Here is a 16,461-nt window from a genome sequence, read left to right on the forward strand (position 1 = left end):
ACAGCCTTGCCTTACGAGGCCGGCTTGGCCATCGGGGTCAGTTTCAGCGTGGCCTGCTCGGAAGCCTTGCGCTTGGCGTCCGGCAGCGGGATCAGGCCCTTATCGACCAGATAGCCTTCGGAGCCCATGGCGCGCTCAGAAGCATATTCGGCGATGAATTCCTTCAGGCCCGGAATCACGCCCATGTGCTGGTTCTTGAAATAGACGAACAGCGGACGGGAGATCGGGTATTCCTGGGCGGAGATGGTCTGATAGGTCGGCAGCACGCCATTGACGGCCACGCCCTTCAGCTTGTCCTGATTCTGCTCCAGATAGCTGTAACCGAAAATGCCATAGGCCTTCGGGTTGGCTTCCAGACGCTGAACGATCACGTTGTCGTTCTCGCCAGCTTCGACATAAGCGCCATCCTCACGGACGGTCTTGCAGACAGCTTCGTGACGGGCCTTGTCCAGCGCCTTGATGGCCGGGAATTCCTTGCAGCCGGATTCCATTACCAGCTCAACCCAAGCGTCGCGGGTGCCGGAGGTCGGCGGCGGGCCCAGGATTTCGATGTCGTCGCCCGGCAGGGACTTGTCGATATCGGACCACTTCTTATAGGGGTTCGAGACGATCTGGCCGTTGACTTCCACTTCCTTGGCAACAGCCTGGAACAGCTGGGCCTTGGTCAGCTTGATGTCCGCGCCTTTCTTGGAGTGGACGAAGCCGATACCGTCATAGCCGATGACCAGCTCGGTGATCTGCTCAACGCCATTCTTCTGGCAGGTGTCGAACTCGGAAGCCTTCATGGCGCGGGAAGCGCCGGTGGCATCCGGGAAATCCGCGCCGACGCCGGAGCAGAACAGCTTCATACCGCCGCCGGTGCCGGTGGATTCCAGGATCGGGGCGCCGAACTTCGTGGTCTGGCCGAAACGCTCGACCACGGTCGAGGTGAACGGGAACACGGTGGAGGAACCGACGATGCGGATCTGATCACGGGCAGCGGCCGCACCGGCCAAGCCGACGGCGGAAACAGCGCCGAGAACGGCGGCGAGAATGAGCTTCTTGGTGGTCACAGCAATGGCCTCCGGTTTATTGGGCAGCACCCTGGAATGGAGACATCCATCCAGGTCAATGTCCCTGCTGGGTGCCGGGACCATAGCGGCGCTGCGCGAAGCAAATACTACAACAATGTTACGGTTTGATGACCAGCCCCGCCGGTGGTCGCAGGGCCGCCCCGTCTGCCGATCAACCAGATCATTCCGAAGAGGGGATCGGGGCAAAGTGATATCGACAATATTATGATTTTAAACAGAAAAGCCACCTTCAACCCTGAAGGTGGCTTTAGCGTGAGCAAACCGGACATGCCCTTTGCAGGAAAAGTCTGCAGGGGCCATGCGACAATTGCATTGCACCCCGCCCAACGTGTCTCCGATGACGGAATTATGACGGGATCGTGCGGCGCCTCAAACCGGCTGGTTCAGTTTGCGCCGTACATCATAATCATGCGTCTTCGCCCATTTCTCGATGAAGCCCGCCAACTCCGCATCCGGCTTTTCCGGCAGCATCACCACCAGCTTCACATAGAAATCGCCTGTCACCTTGCGCTCGGCATTGACGATTCCCTTGCCTTTCAGGCGCAGCACCGTGCCACTGTTGGCCGCTTGCGGTACCTTCACGGCAACCTGACCATCCAGAGTCGGCACTTTGATGGCCGCGCCCAGCACGGCCTCCTGCAGTGTCACCGGCACATCCAGATGGATATCATCATCCTTGCGGGTGAAGAACGGATGGCCATCGACATGGATTTCGACAATCGCATCCCCGGCCCCGGCACCGCCCAGCCCCGGCAGCCCCTGACCTTTCAAACGTAGTTTCGTCTGATCCCTGGTTCCCGCCGGCACATTGATATCAATGGTCTTGCCTGTGGACAGGGTCAGGCGCCGCTTGGTGCCCAGACACGCCTCAATGAAGGGGACGGTAACCGAATAGCTGACATCGGCGCCCTTGGCCTTCACGCCGGAACCGGCCCCGGCGGAGTAGCGCTTGCGGGCACCGTTGAAGAAATCAGCAAACGGATCATCATCGCCAAACGGATCGGCCCCGGCCCGGCTGCCGGACTCGCGCCCCGCCCCGGCACCGGCATAGGCGCGGCGGAAGCTGCGGTCCGGCCGTTCGGCCCCGCTGGCATCAATCTCGCCCCGGTCGAAGCGCGCCCGCTTATCCGGGTCGGACAGCAGGCTATAGGCGCCATTGACCTCTTTGAACTTCAGTTCAATGTCCGGCCGACCGGGATTGACATCCGGATGGTATTGCTTGGCTAGGCGACGGAAAGCCTGCTTGATGTCGTCGGCGGAAGCCGTCCGAGTCACACCAAGGACTGCATAAGGATCGCGCATGGTCACCACAAGCAATAGGACGTTTCAAACCATGCATCCTACCGCGCGCTCCGCTTTGGTCAAGTAAACCACGCGCAACACTCCGGTCCATGCGTATATACGGTGGTGGGCGGTGACGAGGCCGGCGGAAAACCGGCTGGCACCGCCCGGCCGGCAGATCAGCTGACGATCTTCCAGCTGCCATCCGGCTGCTGGCAGGCGCGGCCGAAAGCCTGCTCGCTGCGACCGCCGACGATGATCGTCTGCTGATATTCGCGGCAATAGGCCCCGGTACCCTGCTGGCGGCCTTCCGCCGTCGGGGTGACGATAACCCGGTTGGAATTGTTGGGGTTATCCCAGACAATCGGCTGGTTCAGCGGCGCATTGAAGGACTGGTAGGTGTTGCGCTCAAGCGCCGCACGATCGGCCCTGTCCAGCGACGAGCCGATTTCCGACCCCAGCAGCGCGCCCAGCACGGCACCGGCACCGGTTGCCCACAGCTTGCCCGAGCCGCCACCGATCTGGCTGCCGGCCAGACCACCGATCAGACCGCCCAGCACGGCACCGCCGGTCTGCTTCTGACCGGCATTGCTGTTCTGACACCCCGCCAGCATGGCCACCATGGCAGTGGCGATCACGACCTTCTTCAGCATTTTTAACCTCATCTTATATGCCCCCCCTGGGGAAGGGTCCGCCTGCTTACACGCGGCGGGGCCGGCCGACAGGCGGCTCCACGCGGAAAGTGGCGAACACAGCCATGCGGGGGGAGGCATGGACATTCGTTCAACAGGGCTTATCCTCCACCGGAATTCAGGCGCAACTATGACAAAGATCACCACGATGTCCCTTGCAGACGCCACCGATCCCTTTGTCCAATTCCAGACCTGGTTTGCCGAGGCGGAAGCCACCGAGGTAAACGACGCCAATGCCATGTCGGTTGCAACGGTGGGGGCAAATGGCCGCCCTTCGCTGCGTATTTTGTTGCTGAAGGGGTTCGACCAGCGCGGTTTCGCCTTCTTCACCAATATGCAGAGCCGTAAGGGTGACCAGTTGGCCGCAAATGCGGTCGCCGCCTTGACCTTCCATTGGAAGTCGATGCGCCGGCAGGTGCGGATCGAAGGGCTGGTGGAGCCGGTCACCCCGCAGGAAGCGGATGAATATTTCGCCTCCCGCCCGCGCGGCAGCCAGATCGGCGCCTGGGCCAGCCAGCAATCCCGCCCGCTGGACAAGCGGGAGACTCTGGAAGCGGCGATCCGCGATGTCGAGGCCCGCTATGAGGGCCAGCCGGTGCCGCGTCCGCCGCACTGGTCGGGCTATCGCGTCGTGCCGGACTATATTGAGTTCTGGCAGGATCGGGAATTCCGCCTGCATGATCGCATCGTCTTCACCCGCACCGACGGGGAATGGGCGAAGCAGCGCTTCTATCCGTAAGTTCCGGCAGGGGTGAGATGGTCGAGACTGATACCGGCGCACTGGACAAGTGGCGCCGCCGCGCCACCTATGCCAGCGTCGCCGTGGCGATGATGCTGATCCTGGCCAAGCTCACCACCTATATGGCGACGGATGCCGTCTCCATCCTGTCATCCTTGATCGACAGTTCCGTGGATTTGCTGGCCTCCGTCGTCACCCTGTTGGGTGTGGCGCGCGCCCTTCGCCCACCCGACCATACCCACCGTTTCGGCCATGGCAAGGCCGAGCCGCTGGCTGCCCTGGCCCAGGCTGCCTTCGTTGCCGGGTCGGGTGTGTTTCTGGGCTATGAAGGGGTGGGAAGGCTGGTTGATCCGCGCCCGGTGGGGGAAACCTGGCTGGGCATCGGGGTGATGCTGTTCGCCATCGCCATGACGGCGCTGCTGCTGGGGTTTCAGCGCTTTGTCATCCGGCGCACCGGCTCCATGGCCATCAATGCCGACAGCCTGCATTACAGCGGCGATCTGTTCATGAATGCCGCCGTCATTGTCGCGCTGGGCCTGACCGCCTGGACTGGCTGGCCCTATTGGGATCCGCTGTTCGCTCTGGGCATTGCCGGCTTCCTGGTCTGGGGGGCGAGCCGTATCGTCACCACCGCCCTGGATGTGCTGATGGACCGGGAACTGCCGGACGAGGATCGGGAGAAGGTCAAACAGTTGGTCATTGCTCATCGACAGGCACGCGGCCTGCATGATCTGCGCACCCGCTCTACCGGCCTGGGCCAACATATCGAGTTCCATCTGGAACTGGACCCTGATCTGACGCTTGCCCAGGCACACGATATTACCGACGAGATCGAGCGTGAACTGAAGGCCGCCTTTCCCATCGCCGAATTCGCCATCCATCAAGAACCGGCGGGCCTGGATGATGAGCGACTGGATCATCGCATCACACATTGATACCGATCTCCCTTGATCGTGACCGATCCAGGGAGATTTCGCGTTCCCTTAAGTACCAGGCGGGCGCATTCGCGCCCTTGGCTTATTACGCGCCTATGGGGGTGCTGAGCCGGCGGTCGCCGGCCTCCAACCCGCCTAAAGGTCAACCTTCAGGCGGCTTGGTATGATCCCTGGATTACCTTGCCACCAGCCGAGGGTGGCCCGGACCATGTCCCTGGTGGATATGAACTTGGGGGCGCCGTTGTTTCCACTACGACAGTGGCGGCAGCTTATCTCGCGGCGCGGTGGATGGGGCAGGAAGGGAAGGGGCTTAGCCCGCCTTCTTCACATCGCCCTCGGCCGAGACCTTGACCGCTGGCAGCAGCACGGTGAAGGTGCTGCCTTTGCCAACCTCGCTGTCGATGATCAGGCGGCCGCGATGGCGGTTAACGATATGTTTGACGATGGCCAATCCCAGCCCCGTCCCACCCAGGGCGCGGGAACGGGCAGGATCGACGCGGTAGAAGCGTTCGGTCAGGCGCGGCAGGTGAGTGCGGGCAATGCCCTCGCCCCGGTCGGTCACCGCCACGCAGATGGCCGGCCCCCGGGTGATGCGTCCGGCCAGGGCGGCATTGCTGCCCATACCGGTGCCGGCATTGTTGGGGTCATTGATCGACAGGTTGACGGTCACCTCCGTCTGTTCCTTGCCATACTTGATGGCATTATCGATCAAGTTCTGGAACACCTGGGACAGCTGATCCTCATCCCCGATCACCGGAGGCAGGGCCGGAGGCCCTTCGATCCGCAGCTTCACCTTGCGCGCGGCCGCCCGCAATTCCAGCGTGGCGGTCAGATTGCGCACGATCTTGGCCACGTCGACTTCCGTTGTCGGCGGGGTATGCTCGTCCATCTCAATCCGGGAGAGGGAGAGCAGGTCATTGACCAGCCGCGACATGCGGTTGGACTGGTCGAACATGATGCCCAGGAACCGTTCATGTGCATCCCTGTCATCCTTGGCCGGTCCCCGCAGGGTTTCGATGAAGCCGATCAAGGCAGCGAGCGGGGTGCGCAATTCGTGGCTGGCATTGGCCACGAAATCGGCCCGCATCTGCTCTGACCGTTTCAGCAGCGTGATGTCATGCAGGGTCAGCAGCACCTGACGCGGGCCATTGCTTCCCAGGGGCTGGAACGGTTTCACCCGCGCCTGCAGGGTGCGTTCCACCGGCACCGGCAGCAGGATTTCCACGGTGCGGGAAGCCCCGCCACCCAGCACAGCGTCCACCGCCTCCAGCAGGGTGGGGTTGCGCACGCTGCCGGCCAGATCGCGCCCCACCATCCGTTCGCCGAACAGGGCGCGGGCGGCCTGGTTGGCGCGCAGCACATCACGTTCGCCGGACAGCAGGATCAACGGGTCATGCAGGGTTTCCAGCACAGCTTCGGCCGCTGCCGCGCGGCCGGCATCGGCGCCATCCCGGTCCAGCCATTGCTGGTGTGAACGGGCGAGCGCCCCGGCAATGGCAATGGCGGAGATGGAATCAAATAAAGGGGTGGCAACGGGCTTTTTCGCCTCACCCAACGCATCAGCATAATGCACCAGACGGTTGGTGTCGCGGTAGATCAGCCGCAGGATGACCAGGGCAGCGGCCGTGACAAACAGTATGATGCCAGCGCCGGCCAATGAGGGCAGACCGCCCACAAAGATCAAGGCGATGGCCGCGATGACGGTTGGGGCGGCCAGCAAGAGGCCGATGATTGTGAACCGCACAGGACGGACCAGTTGCCAACCCTTCACCACATCAAACCGCCCGTTCAGACCCGCTGTTTCTTTTTCACCCACTGACGGGTGGGATCGGAGGACATAGCATCCTCCGCCCCAGCCCGTCTGCGGGATCACAGAAACTTAATATGGGGCCACGCTTTACCGCACCAGCGCATCATGCGCTGCCATCACGGCGGCGGTGGTCAGGTCGCTGGCATTGGCACCCATCTGCACTACCTGTACCGGCTTATCCATGCCGATCAGCAGCGGCCCGATCAACGTGCCGCCACCGAACTTATGCAGCAGCTTGGCGCCGATATTGGCGGCGTGCAGGGCCGGCATGATCAGCACATTGGCCGGACCTGACAGGCGGCAGAATGGGTAAAGCCGCTTCATCAGGTCATAATCCAGCGCCACATCGGCCGACATTTCACCATCATATTCGAAATCGACGCTGCGCCCATCCATCAGGGCCACGGCTTCCCGCACATGGGCGGCGCGCGCCCGCATCGGTTGGCCGAAATTGCTGAAGGAGAGGAAGGCGACGCGCGGTTCATGCCCCATCTGCCGGGCCATGCGGGCCGACTGAATGGCTATATCAGCCAACTGCTCCGGTGTCGGCCGTTCATGCACCGTGGTGTCGGAGATGAAGACGGTACGCTGACGCGTGGCCAGCACCGAGAGGCCGAAGACGATATGATCGGGTTCCGGATCGATCACCCGTTCAATATCCTCAAAACTGACGGAGAAGCTGCGGGTCAGACCGGTGACCATGGCATCCGCTTCGCCGGTCGCCACCATGCAGGCGGCGAAGACATTGCGGTTCTGGTTGACCATGCGCTGCACGTCGCGGTGCAGATGGCCGCGCCGCTGCAGACGGCGATAGAGGAATTCCGTGTAACGCTCGTTGGTTGGCTGACCGAAGCTGGAATTCTGGATTTCCAGCGGCTCGATCCCCACCATCCCCAGGCTCACCAGCTTTTCCTGGATCACATGTTCGCGCCCCACCAAGATGGGTGTGCCATAGCGCCCCGACCGGAAGGCGATGGCGGCACGGATGGTGCGCTCCTCTTCCCCTTCGGCGAAAACGACGCGCTTGGGATTGTTGCGCACCCGCTCGGAGATGATCTGCAGACTGTCGGCCGTGGGGTCCAGGCGCAGGCGCAGGGTGCGGCGATATTCATCCATATCGACGATCGGTTTGCGCGCCACCCCCGTATCCATTGCCGCCTGGGCAACAGCGGCAGGAATGGTGACGATCAGGCGCGGATCGAACGGCACCGGGATGATATATTCCGGGCCATAGCGCAGACGGCGACCGGCATAGGCGGCATCCACCTCATCCGGCACATCTTCGCGCGCCAGGGCTGCCAGCGCCTTTGCGGCGGCGACCTTCATCGCATCATTGATGGTGCTGGCCCGCACATCCAGCGCGCCGCGGAAGATGTAGGGGAAGCCCAGGACATTATTGACCTGGTTGGGATAATCCGAACGGCCGGTGGCGACGATGGCATCATCGCGCACGGAGGCCACCTCTTCCGGGGTGATTTCCGGATCGGGGTTGGCCAGCGCGAAGATGATCGGGTTGGGGGCCATGGATTTCACCATGGCGGGCGTCACGGCACCCTTGGCCGAGAGGCCGACGAACACGTCGGCGCCCTGCAGCGCATCGGCCAGGGTACGGGCGTCCGTCACCACGGCGTGGGCCGATTTCCATTGGTTCATGCCCTCGGTGCGGCCCTTCCAGATCACGCCCTTGGTATCGCAGAGCGTGACATTGCCGGGCGGCAGGCCCATGGCCTTGAACAGCTCCGCACAGGCAATGGCGGCGGCACCGGCGCCATTGATCACCAGCCTGGTATCCTCGATCCGGCGGCCGGTCATTTCCACGGCGTTGAACAGGCCGGCGGCGGCGATGATGGCGGTGCCATGCTGATCATCATGGAAGACGGGAATATCCATCAGCTCCCGCAGGCGCTGTTCAATGATGAAACAATCCGGCGCCTTGATATCTTCCAGATTGATGCCGCCAAAGCTGGGGCCGAGATAGCGCACCGCATTGATGAACTGGTCCACGTCGCGGGTATCGACCTCCAGGTCGATGCCATCCACATCGGCGAAGCGCTTGAACAGGACGGCCTTGCCTTCCATCACCGGCTTGGAGGCCAGCGCCCCCAGGTCGCCCAAGCCCAGAACGGCGGTGCCGTTGGAGATGACGGCCACCAGATTGCCCTTGGCCGTGTAATCATAGGCCAGGCTGGGATCTTCATGGATTCGCAGGCAGGGCGTGGCCACACCGGGGGAATAAGCCAGCGAAAGATCGCGCTGCGTTGCCATCGGCTTGGTCGGCGTCACCTCCAGCTTGCCGGGCCTGCCGCTGCTATGCAGCAACAGGGCCTCTTCCTCGGTGATGCGCTTCTCGATACCGGCCATTACGTCACTCTCCTCATTATGCTCGCATCCCATTGGGCGGGAAGGATTGCGGGCATGGTAGCGACCGAAAGCTGCGCGCACCAGGGGTGAAGATGCGAGAAAATTGCGCAGGTGCTGGCCGTCAGGTGGTTAACGGCACCCTAGAGAGGGCCTGTTGTGTGAAGCGATAAAAACTGCGATCATCACCGAATGGCTGAACCGAAATCGATCTTCGACTGGGTGGATGAGGAGCGCTTTGCAAGCGCCATCGCCGAAGCGCGCGCCGATTTTGACGCCGGACGCACCGTACCGCATGAGGTGGTGGCGGCGTGGCTGGAGCGTATGGCGAAAGGGGAGCGGCCGCCACCGCCCTTTTCCCACACGCTGCGCGAGAAAGCCCCCAAGCAAGGGTGACCAGGCACATGGTGTCGTGGAGTGATCAGGCGATCAGCGATCTTTACCACCATGTTGCCTATATCGATCAATTCAACCCAATTGCCGGGGATGAAATGGCGGCCCGGTTGCTTGCCGCCGGTAACAGCCTTGCCACGTTCCCCCGTCGGGGGCGGGCGCGGCCCGATGGGTTGCGGGAACTGACCGTCGTTCCGCCCTATGTGCTGGTCTATGAATTGACCGGCGATGCCGTTCGCATCCTGCGTATCTGGCACGGCGCGCAGGAGCGGTGAGCGGCGGCGCGCACCACTGCTCTTGACAAGCCCCGCCCCCTTGCTGGCACGATGCGAACGAGCGTGCTAAAATGCCGCCCCGCCGATAAGCCAATAAGGGAGAGCCCGCCAATGTCGATGCCCAGCCTGTTCAAGGGGAAGCTGTCGCTGCCCGTCATCGCCTCGCCGATGTTCATCGTCAGCTATCCGGAGCTGGTGCTGGCGGAGTGCAAGGCCGGCATTGTCGGCACCTTCCCCAGCCTGAATGCCCGCCAGCCGGGGCAGCTGGATGAATGGCTGGGCCGCATCACGGCGGATTTGGCCGATCACGCGGCGGCCAATCCCGGCCAGCCGGTGGCGCCGTTTGGGGTGAACCTGATCGTCCACAAGTCCAACACCCGGTTGCGGGAAGATGTGGAACTGATGGTCAAGCATAAGGTGCCGCTGATCATCACCTCTGTCGGCGCGCCGACCGGGATTGTGGAGGCGGTGCATTCCTATGGCGGGCTGGTCTTCCATGATGTCACCAATATCCGCCACGCCAAGAAGGCGCTGGAGGTGGGTGTTGATGGCCTGATCCTGGTGGCCGCCGGGGCCGGCGGCCATGCCGGCACCCTGTCGCCCTTCGCCTTGTTGAGCGAGGTGCGGGAATTCTTTGACGGGCCGGTGGTGCTGGCCGGGGCCATGTCATCCGGTGCCTCGGTGCGGGCGGCAGAGGTGATGGGGGCGGATTTTGCGTATATCGGCACCCGTTTCATCGCCACCGCGGAGGCCAATGCCTCTGACGGCTACAAGCAGATGCTGATCGACAGTTCGGCGGCGGACATCATCTATACGCCGATGTTCAGCGGCATTCCCGGCAATTATCTGGGGCCCAGCATCGCCGCCAACGGCCTGGACCCGAAGGCGATCAGCGGCGGGCAGGCCGACCCCAACCTGTCGATTGAGGATTGGTCGAAGAAGAAGGCCTGGAAGGATATCTGGTCTGCCGGCCAGGGTATCGGCACCATCCATGACGCGCCCAGCGTCGCGGAACTGGTGGCACGGATGCTGGCGGAATATCGCGCTGCTGCTGCCAAGGGCAGTGATTTCATCTGAACAATTGACCGGTGGCGGGGCGTTGTCCCCGCCACCGGTGATTGATTACCCCTGCTTCAGCAGCCGGGCGGCATCCACCGCGCCATAGGTCAGCACCGCGTCACAGCCGGCGCGTTTGAAGCCCAGCAGGGTCTCCAGCAAGGCCGCATCATAATTCAGCCAGCCATTCAGGCTGGCGGCCTTCAGCATCGCGTATTCACCGCTGACATGATAGGCGAAGGTCGGCACGCCGAATTCGCTCTTCACCCGGCGGATGATGTCCAGATAGGGCATACCGGGTTTCACCATCACCATATCGGCCCCTTCGGCGATATCCATGCCGACTTCGCGCAGCGCCTCGTCGCTGTTGGCCGGGTCCATCTGATAGGTTTTCTTGTCGCCCTTCAGCAGCCCGCCGGTCTGCAGCGCCTCCCGGAACGGGCCATAGAAGGCGGAGGCATATTTGGCGGCATAGGCGCAGATGCGGGTCAGGCTGTGGCCCCGCGCTTCCAGCGCGTCGCGGATGGCGCCGATGCGGCCATCCATCATGTCCGACGGGGCGACAATGTCGCAGCCGGCATCGGCCTGCACCAGGGACTGGCGGACCAGCACCTCCACCGTCTCGTCATTCAGCACATAGCCATCGCGGACGATGCCGTCATGCCCATGGCTGGTATAGGGGTCCAGCGCCACATCGCCCAGGATGCCGATGCCCGGCACCTGTTCCTTGATGGCGCGCATGGCGCGGCACATCAGGTTGTCGGGGTTGGCTGCTTCGCTGCCGTTGGGATCCTTGCGTTCCAGCGGCACCACCGGGAACAGGGCAACACAGGGCACACCCAGATCGCGCGCCTCTGCCACCGCTGGCAACAGCAGGTCCAGCGACAGCCGATCCACGCCGGGCATGGAGGTGATGGGCTGGCGCTGATTCTCCCCCTCCACCACAAAGACCGGCCAGATCAGATCGGCACTGGTCAGCGTGTTTTCCGCCACCAGCCGGCGGGTCCAGCCATCGGCGCGGTTGCGGCGCAGGCGGGTGCGGGGAAAATTCATGTGGGGCAGGCTGGTCATGGGCGGCGATCCGCTGCTGAAAGAAGGATGGCGGCGATGCTACGCCCCAGCCCTGCCGGCATCAACCCGCGCGCTGACTTGCCGCACCTTCCCGCACGGTCTCCGCCCCGACCGGGTGCCAAACCCGCAACTGCCCTGGCTCGATCCGGAAACGCAGGGGCGTGCGGCGGCGCTCCAGCTCGCCATCAATGGCCACCCGCAGATGCCGGTGGCGGGAATGCACGGTGGCGGCGGTGACGTGATGCACCTCCAGTTCCGGGTCATTCTTCCATTTTGACAGCAGCGCGCGCAGGAACAGCTGCACCAGCCCCCAGCGGGTGCGATGTTTGCCGATATAGAGGGACAGGCGGCCATCATCCAGCCGTTCCCGGTGCGGCACCGGGCCATAGCCCTCCTCATAGGCATTGTTGGCGATGGCGACCATATGGGTATCCACCCGCTTTGTGGTGCCGTCGGCCAGCGCCAGAGTGACGGTCAGACGCGGGTTGCTGGCGATGGTTTTTACCAGGGCCCAGCCCATGGCCGGCCATTTGCGCCAGCCCCGGCGCTGGCGCAGCTTTTCTCGCTCATGCACCATGCGGGCATAGAGCCCGATCACCGCATTGTTGAGGAAGGGCGTGTCGTTGATATAGGCAACATCAATCGGCCTCACCACACCCTGCGCCAGGGCCGCCATGGCGCCTTCCAGCTCAAGCGGGATGCACAGGTCGCGGGCCAGCAGGTTCATGGTGCCCAGCGGCAGCAGTCCGAAGGCGATGCCATGGCGCAGGGCGATTTCCGCCCCGGTCTTGATGGTGCCATCGCCACCACCCACCACTAGTATATCCGCCCCCGAGCTTGCTGCCTTCTCCATCGCGGCGCCGACCGCCGCACTGGGTACGCAGATGCAATCAACCTGATGCCCGGCGGCGGTGAAGGCCTTTGTCACCTGATCGATCACCTCCGCCGGTTCCCGCTGCAACAGGGAACCAGCCTGGCTGTTCATGACAATGGCAAGCCGCATGGATAATCCGTTTCGCGTTACCCCGGGGGGAGGGCAGAAAGGTAACGCCCAGGGCTGATCAGGGGTTCCAGTATCAGCCGAACAGCCAATGAACGGCAAACAGGATGCTTTTCAAAACGATGGCGACCGAGCCGGCCGCAATGGCCGTGGCAATGACGGACATGATGTAGCCGGCAATCATGGTGGCGCCATCGCGTTCCATCTGGGCGAGCGCCATCAGCCCGATGGCGATGGATGGAAAGATGTTCCCCAGTGGAATCGGCAGGATCAGCACAACGGAAAGGAAAAAGATCACGAAGCCAGCGATTCGTTCCAGCCCGCCCTCTGTCAGATGGATCATCCGCGGGCGGGAGAATTTTTCAATCCAGCGCAGATAGGGCTCTGCCTTTTCCAGCACCGTCAGCAGATCGCTGCGCAGAAAGCTGCGGCGGCGCAGAAAGCCGGGCATCCAGGGATGCGGGCTGCCCAGGATCATCTGCACGGAAAACAGCAGAATCGGCAGGCCGGTGATGGCTGACAGGCCCGGCGGGGCCGGCAGGATTGTCGGCAGGGCGAACAGCAACAGCAGAATGCCGAAGGCCCGCTCACCCAAGCCATCCACCAGTTCGCCGATGCTGATCCGCTCATGGGTGCCGTTTCGCACGGCATCGAACAGGATATCGGTGGTGCGGCGGGGTTTTTCCGCGTCGCCCGGCACAAGGGCGGGCAGGCTGACATGATCGGGGGGAAGCTGTGTATCCACGTTCGGCCCTGTGTTCCCGGCCGCCATGCGACCGCTTCCCCCCGACATTAACGATCCCCGGTTACCGGTTTATGATCGGTCCTGTCGGCACCGATCACCTGATAACGCCTATATGGGGATCATCATCCCAGATTGAAGCGGGTAATCGCGCTGGCAATATCATCCTGGAAGCTGGGACCCAGATGCACCACGGCCGTGTTGGGCGGCACGCCACGCAGCTGATCGGCCCCCATGCTGGTCATCAGGGCGACCGGCACATGTTCGGTCACCGACATGGCGCGCAGGCCGCGCAGCAGATCAATACCGCCCAGCCCATCCATCACGGCCGAGGCGATTACCATATCCGGCGGCATCCGCACGGCGATGGAAATGGCCTCGATCGGGTCGGAGACGATGTTGACGCGGAAGCCGCAGGCCGCCAGCTCATTCGCCGCCCGGCGCGCCACCAGCTTGTTGGGCGTCACCAGCATGATTTCGACGTCCTGCACCTCAACATCGGTGATGTCGAATTCAAAGCGAGTCGGCAGCTTGCGGATGATCTGGTTGGTGGTGGCCAGATCGGGCTGTTCAGGCAGTTCCGCCATTTCCGCGATGCGGTCGGCGAAAATCTGGATATGGTCGATCTGCTTTTCGTCCAGATCCTTCAGATCGGCAATATAGGTTTCCAGACGCTGGGCGATCAGGCTGACAATCGGATAGCCGAAGGTGGAGCCGGCCCCCTTCAGGGAATGGGTTTCACGCCGCAGTTCCCGCAAGGTTTCATTGGCGGTCACCAGCCCTTGTTTCAGGACTTCCAGGCAGCCATAGATCGTCTGCAGCCGGTCATGGATGTAATCCTGGAACTCTGACTCCAACTGGGCAACCAGTTCATCCATATCGGCTTCGGCCATCGCAGCACACCTCTTCGCGTATCCATTTCCCTGTACTCCGGACAGGGTAGCCCTTCAAGGCCCCACATATGCACGGAAGGTGAGGCGCAAATGAACAGGGCTGGGTGACTTTGCCACCCAGCCCTTCAGAAATCGTTTACAAATTCGTGATTTTTTATGCGGCCCGCTGCAATTCCAGGTTCCGCCAGACGCTCAGCAGGGCATCGACCAGCTGATCCATCTTGCGATCATCATGATAGGGGGTCGGCGTCAGGCGCAGCCGTTCCATGCCGCGTGGCACAGTCGGGTAATTGATCGGCTGCACATAGATATTGTGGATGTTCAGCAGATCATCGCTGGCCTGCTTGCACAGCACCGGATCGCCCACCAGCAGCGGCACGATATGGCTGACTGACGGCATCACCGGCAGGCCCGCCTGGATCAGCCGGCGCTTCAGCGTGGCGGCGCGTTCCTGGTGGCGGATGCGGATTTCATTATGCTCCTTCAGGAACATGACGGAGGCCAATGCACCAGCCGCCAGCACCGGGGCCAGCGAGGTGGTGAAGATGAAGGAGGGGGAGAAGCTGCGCACGCAATCCACCAACGCGGTGGAACCGGTGATATAGCCGCCCATCACGCCAAAGGCCTTGCCCAGCGTGCCTTCAATCACGGTCAGCCGGTCCATCACGCCTTCGCGTTCGGCCACACCGGCACCGTGCTGGCCGTACATGCCAACGGCATGCACCTCGTCCAGATAGGTCATGGCGCCGTGCTTGTCGGCCACGTCGCACAATTCCTTGATGGGGGCGATATCGCCATCCATCGAATAGACGCTTTCGAACGCCACCAGCTTGGGTTGTTCCTTGGGCAGGCGCGACAGCAGCGTATCCAGATGTTCCACATCATTATGGCGGAAAATATGCCTTTCCGCGCCGGAGTGGCGGATACCCACAATCATGGAATTATGGTTCAACGCGTCGGAGAAGACGACGCAGTTGGGCAACAGGCGGGGCAGGGTGGACAGCGTCGCCTCGTTGCTGATATAGCCCGAGGTGAACAGCAAGGCCGCTTCCTTGCCATGCAGGTCGGCCAGCTCCTTCTCCAGCAGCACATGGTAATGGTTGGTGCCGGAGATGTTGCGGGTGCCGCCAGCGCCAGCGCCGCATTTATGCAGGCTGTCGACCATGGAGCCAATCACCACCGGGTGCTGGCCCATGCCCAGATAATCGTTGGAGCACCAGACGGTCACATCCTTGGGCGGCCCCTCTTCCGGATGGAAGGAGGCGACGGGAAATTCACCGACGCGGCGTTCAAGATCGGCGAAGACGCGGTAACGCCCTTCGCGCTTGAGGCCGGCAATCTGGCTCTTGAAGAAGCTCTCGTAATCCATGGGCCGTTTGTCCCGTCTTGGCCGTTCCAGCGTCAGTCTTGTTCCGGCCGTCCCGAATGTCTACCCCTCTTTATTACTGCAAAGGAAGAGGTTCAGAAACCCCTTAGCGACGGCTTGTCGCGCCGGGGCCGGACAATCAGGACGTTCTGACCGATGCATGGTCAGGGATATTTCCCGACCGCGCTTTGATTTCGGTCAATTCATCGTTCTGTCCAAGAGGTGTCGGCGCATAACAAACATGTTGGGCCATGCGCCGACATCGCATTCAGAGCAGCTTTTCGATGGTGGCCCGCAGATCTTCCGGCTTGGTGGTGGGGGCCGCGCGGTCCACCACATGGCCGGTGCGATCGACCAGGAATTTGGTGAAATTCCATTTGATCGCCTCTGTTCCCAGCAGGCCCGGCTTCTGCGCCTTCAGCCATTGGAACAGCGGATGGGCATTGTCCCCGTTCACATCCACCTTGGCGAACATGGGGAAGGAGACGTCGTAGGTGAGTGAGCAGAAATTGGCGATTTCCGCCTCGTCCCCCGGTTCCTGATGGCCGAACTGGTTGCAGGGGAAGCCCAGTATCACCAGCCCACGCGGCCCAAGGTCGCGGTAAAGGGTCTCAAGACCCTGATATTGCGGGGTAAAGCCGCATTTGCTGGCCGTGTTGACGATCAGCAGCACCTTGCCGCGCCACTGGTCCAGCGTCACCTCGCTGCCATCCAGCAGGGTGGCAGAAAAATCATAGATGCTCATGATGGTTCTTCCCTCACTTGGTCTGGGCAAAA

At 62.4% G+C, this 16,461-nt stretch carries 16 protein-coding genes; 5 read left to right on the forward strand and 11 right to left on the reverse strand.

The window, feature by feature from the left end; genetic code table 11:
- Positions 1 to 11: 11 nt before the first annotated feature.
- From GE253_RS20355 to GE253_RS20365, 3 genes are all read right to left on the reverse strand, one after another.
- Positions 12 to 1,052: a substrate-binding domain-containing protein gene (locus GE253_RS20355; RefSeq protein WP_348770912.1), complete on the reverse strand. Its 1,041-nt coding sequence runs from the start codon at positions 1,050 to 1,052 to the stop codon at positions 12 to 14.
- A 390-nt stretch (positions 1,053 to 1,442) separates the two neighbouring features.
- Positions 1,443 to 2,375, reverse strand: a complete 933-nt coding sequence (locus GE253_RS20360; RefSeq protein WP_153205982.1) for a DnaJ C-terminal domain-containing protein — start codon at positions 2,373 to 2,375, stop codon at positions 1,443 to 1,445.
- 158 nt (positions 2,376 to 2,533) lie between these two features.
- Positions 2,534 to 3,007, reverse strand: coding sequence for an RT0821/Lpp0805 family surface protein (locus tag GE253_RS20365; RefSeq protein ID WP_153205983.1), 474 nt, complete (start codon positions 3,005 to 3,007; stop codon positions 2,534 to 2,536).
- Positions 3,008 to 3,194: 187 nt separating this feature from the next.
- On the opposite strand from GE253_RS20365, the gene pdxH reads away from it, so the two are divergent.
- Complete coding sequence (gene pdxH, locus GE253_RS20370) at positions 3,195 to 3,785, forward strand: pyridoxamine 5'-phosphate oxidase (protein WP_247878772.1); 591 nt, start codon at positions 3,195 to 3,197, stop codon at positions 3,783 to 3,785.
- A 17-nt stretch (positions 3,786 to 3,802) separates the two neighbouring features.
- On the forward strand, positions 3,803 to 4,720 hold the full coding sequence (locus GE253_RS20375) for a cation diffusion facilitator family transporter (RefSeq protein ID WP_247878773.1): 918 nt from the start codon (positions 3,803 to 3,805) through the stop codon (positions 4,718 to 4,720).
- Between the two features lie 310 nt (positions 4,721 to 5,030).
- Here the strand turns inward: GE253_RS20375 and GE253_RS20380 are convergent, their stop codons facing one another.
- Together GE253_RS20380 and GE253_RS20385 are read right to left on the reverse strand one after the other, a co-directional pair.
- Positions 5,031 to 6,464, reverse strand: a complete 1,434-nt coding sequence (locus GE253_RS20380) for an ATP-binding protein (protein WP_348770913.1) — start codon at positions 6,462 to 6,464, stop codon at positions 5,031 to 5,033.
- 153 nt (positions 6,465 to 6,617) lie between these two features.
- The gene (locus GE253_RS20385) at positions 6,618 to 8,891 is read right to left on the reverse strand and encodes an NADP-dependent malic enzyme (RefSeq protein ID WP_153205986.1); all 2,274 of its coding nucleotides are present in this window, start codon (positions 8,889 to 8,891) and stop codon (positions 6,618 to 6,620) included.
- 189 nt (positions 8,892 to 9,080) lie between these two features.
- On the opposite strand from GE253_RS20385, the gene GE253_RS20390 reads away from it, so the two are divergent.
- The 3 genes from GE253_RS20390 to GE253_RS20400 all read left to right on the forward strand — a co-directional run bounded on the left by GE253_RS20390 (position 9,081) and on the right by GE253_RS20400 (position 10,633).
- Positions 9,081 to 9,284 (forward strand): antitoxin, encoded by a 204-nt coding sequence (locus GE253_RS20390; RefSeq protein ID WP_153205987.1) that lies wholly within the window; start codon positions 9,081 to 9,083, stop codon positions 9,282 to 9,284.
- A gap of 8 nt (positions 9,285 to 9,292) precedes the next feature.
- Positions 9,293 to 9,556, forward strand: coding sequence for a type II toxin-antitoxin system RelE/ParE family toxin (locus tag GE253_RS20395; protein ID WP_153205988.1), 264 nt, complete (start codon positions 9,293 to 9,295; stop codon positions 9,554 to 9,556).
- Positions 9,557 to 9,667: 111 nt separating this feature from the next.
- Positions 9,668 to 10,633, forward strand: coding sequence for a nitronate monooxygenase family protein (locus tag GE253_RS20400; protein ID WP_153205989.1), 966 nt, complete (start codon positions 9,668 to 9,670; stop codon positions 10,631 to 10,633).
- A gap of 45 nt (positions 10,634 to 10,678) precedes the next feature.
- Here the strand turns inward: GE253_RS20400 and hemB are convergent, their stop codons facing one another.
- From hemB to GE253_RS20430, 6 genes are all read right to left on the reverse strand, one after another.
- Positions 10,679 to 11,683: a porphobilinogen synthase gene (gene hemB, locus GE253_RS20405; protein WP_153205990.1), complete on the reverse strand. Its 1,005-nt coding sequence runs from the start codon at positions 11,681 to 11,683 to the stop codon at positions 10,679 to 10,681.
- 61 nt (positions 11,684 to 11,744) lie between these two features.
- Positions 11,745 to 12,686 (reverse strand): diacylglycerol kinase family protein, encoded by a 942-nt coding sequence (locus GE253_RS20410; RefSeq protein ID WP_153205991.1) that lies wholly within the window; start codon positions 12,684 to 12,686, stop codon positions 11,745 to 11,747.
- 73 nt (positions 12,687 to 12,759) lie between these two features.
- A complete protein-coding gene (locus GE253_RS20415; RefSeq protein ID WP_173012757.1) occupies positions 12,760 to 13,455 on the reverse strand; it encodes an exopolysaccharide biosynthesis protein in 696 nt (231 codons plus the stop codon).
- A gap of 95 nt (positions 13,456 to 13,550) precedes the next feature.
- Positions 13,551 to 14,318 (reverse strand): Hpt domain-containing protein, encoded by a 768-nt coding sequence (locus GE253_RS20420; protein WP_153205993.1) that lies wholly within the window; start codon positions 14,316 to 14,318, stop codon positions 13,551 to 13,553.
- 154 nt (positions 14,319 to 14,472) lie between these two features.
- A complete protein-coding gene (gene hemA / locus GE253_RS20425; protein WP_153205994.1) occupies positions 14,473 to 15,687 on the reverse strand; it encodes a 5-aminolevulinate synthase in 1,215 nt (404 codons plus the stop codon).
- A 265-nt stretch (positions 15,688 to 15,952) separates the two neighbouring features.
- Positions 15,953 to 16,429, reverse strand: coding sequence for a glutathione peroxidase (locus tag GE253_RS20430; RefSeq protein ID WP_153205995.1), 477 nt, complete (start codon positions 16,427 to 16,429; stop codon positions 15,953 to 15,955).
- Between the last annotated feature and the right edge of the window lie 32 nt (positions 16,430 to 16,461).

This window comes from Niveispirillum sp. SYP-B3756 (assembly GCF_009495745.1).
GTDB lineage: Bacteria > Pseudomonadota > Alphaproteobacteria > Azospirillales > Azospirillaceae > Niveispirillum.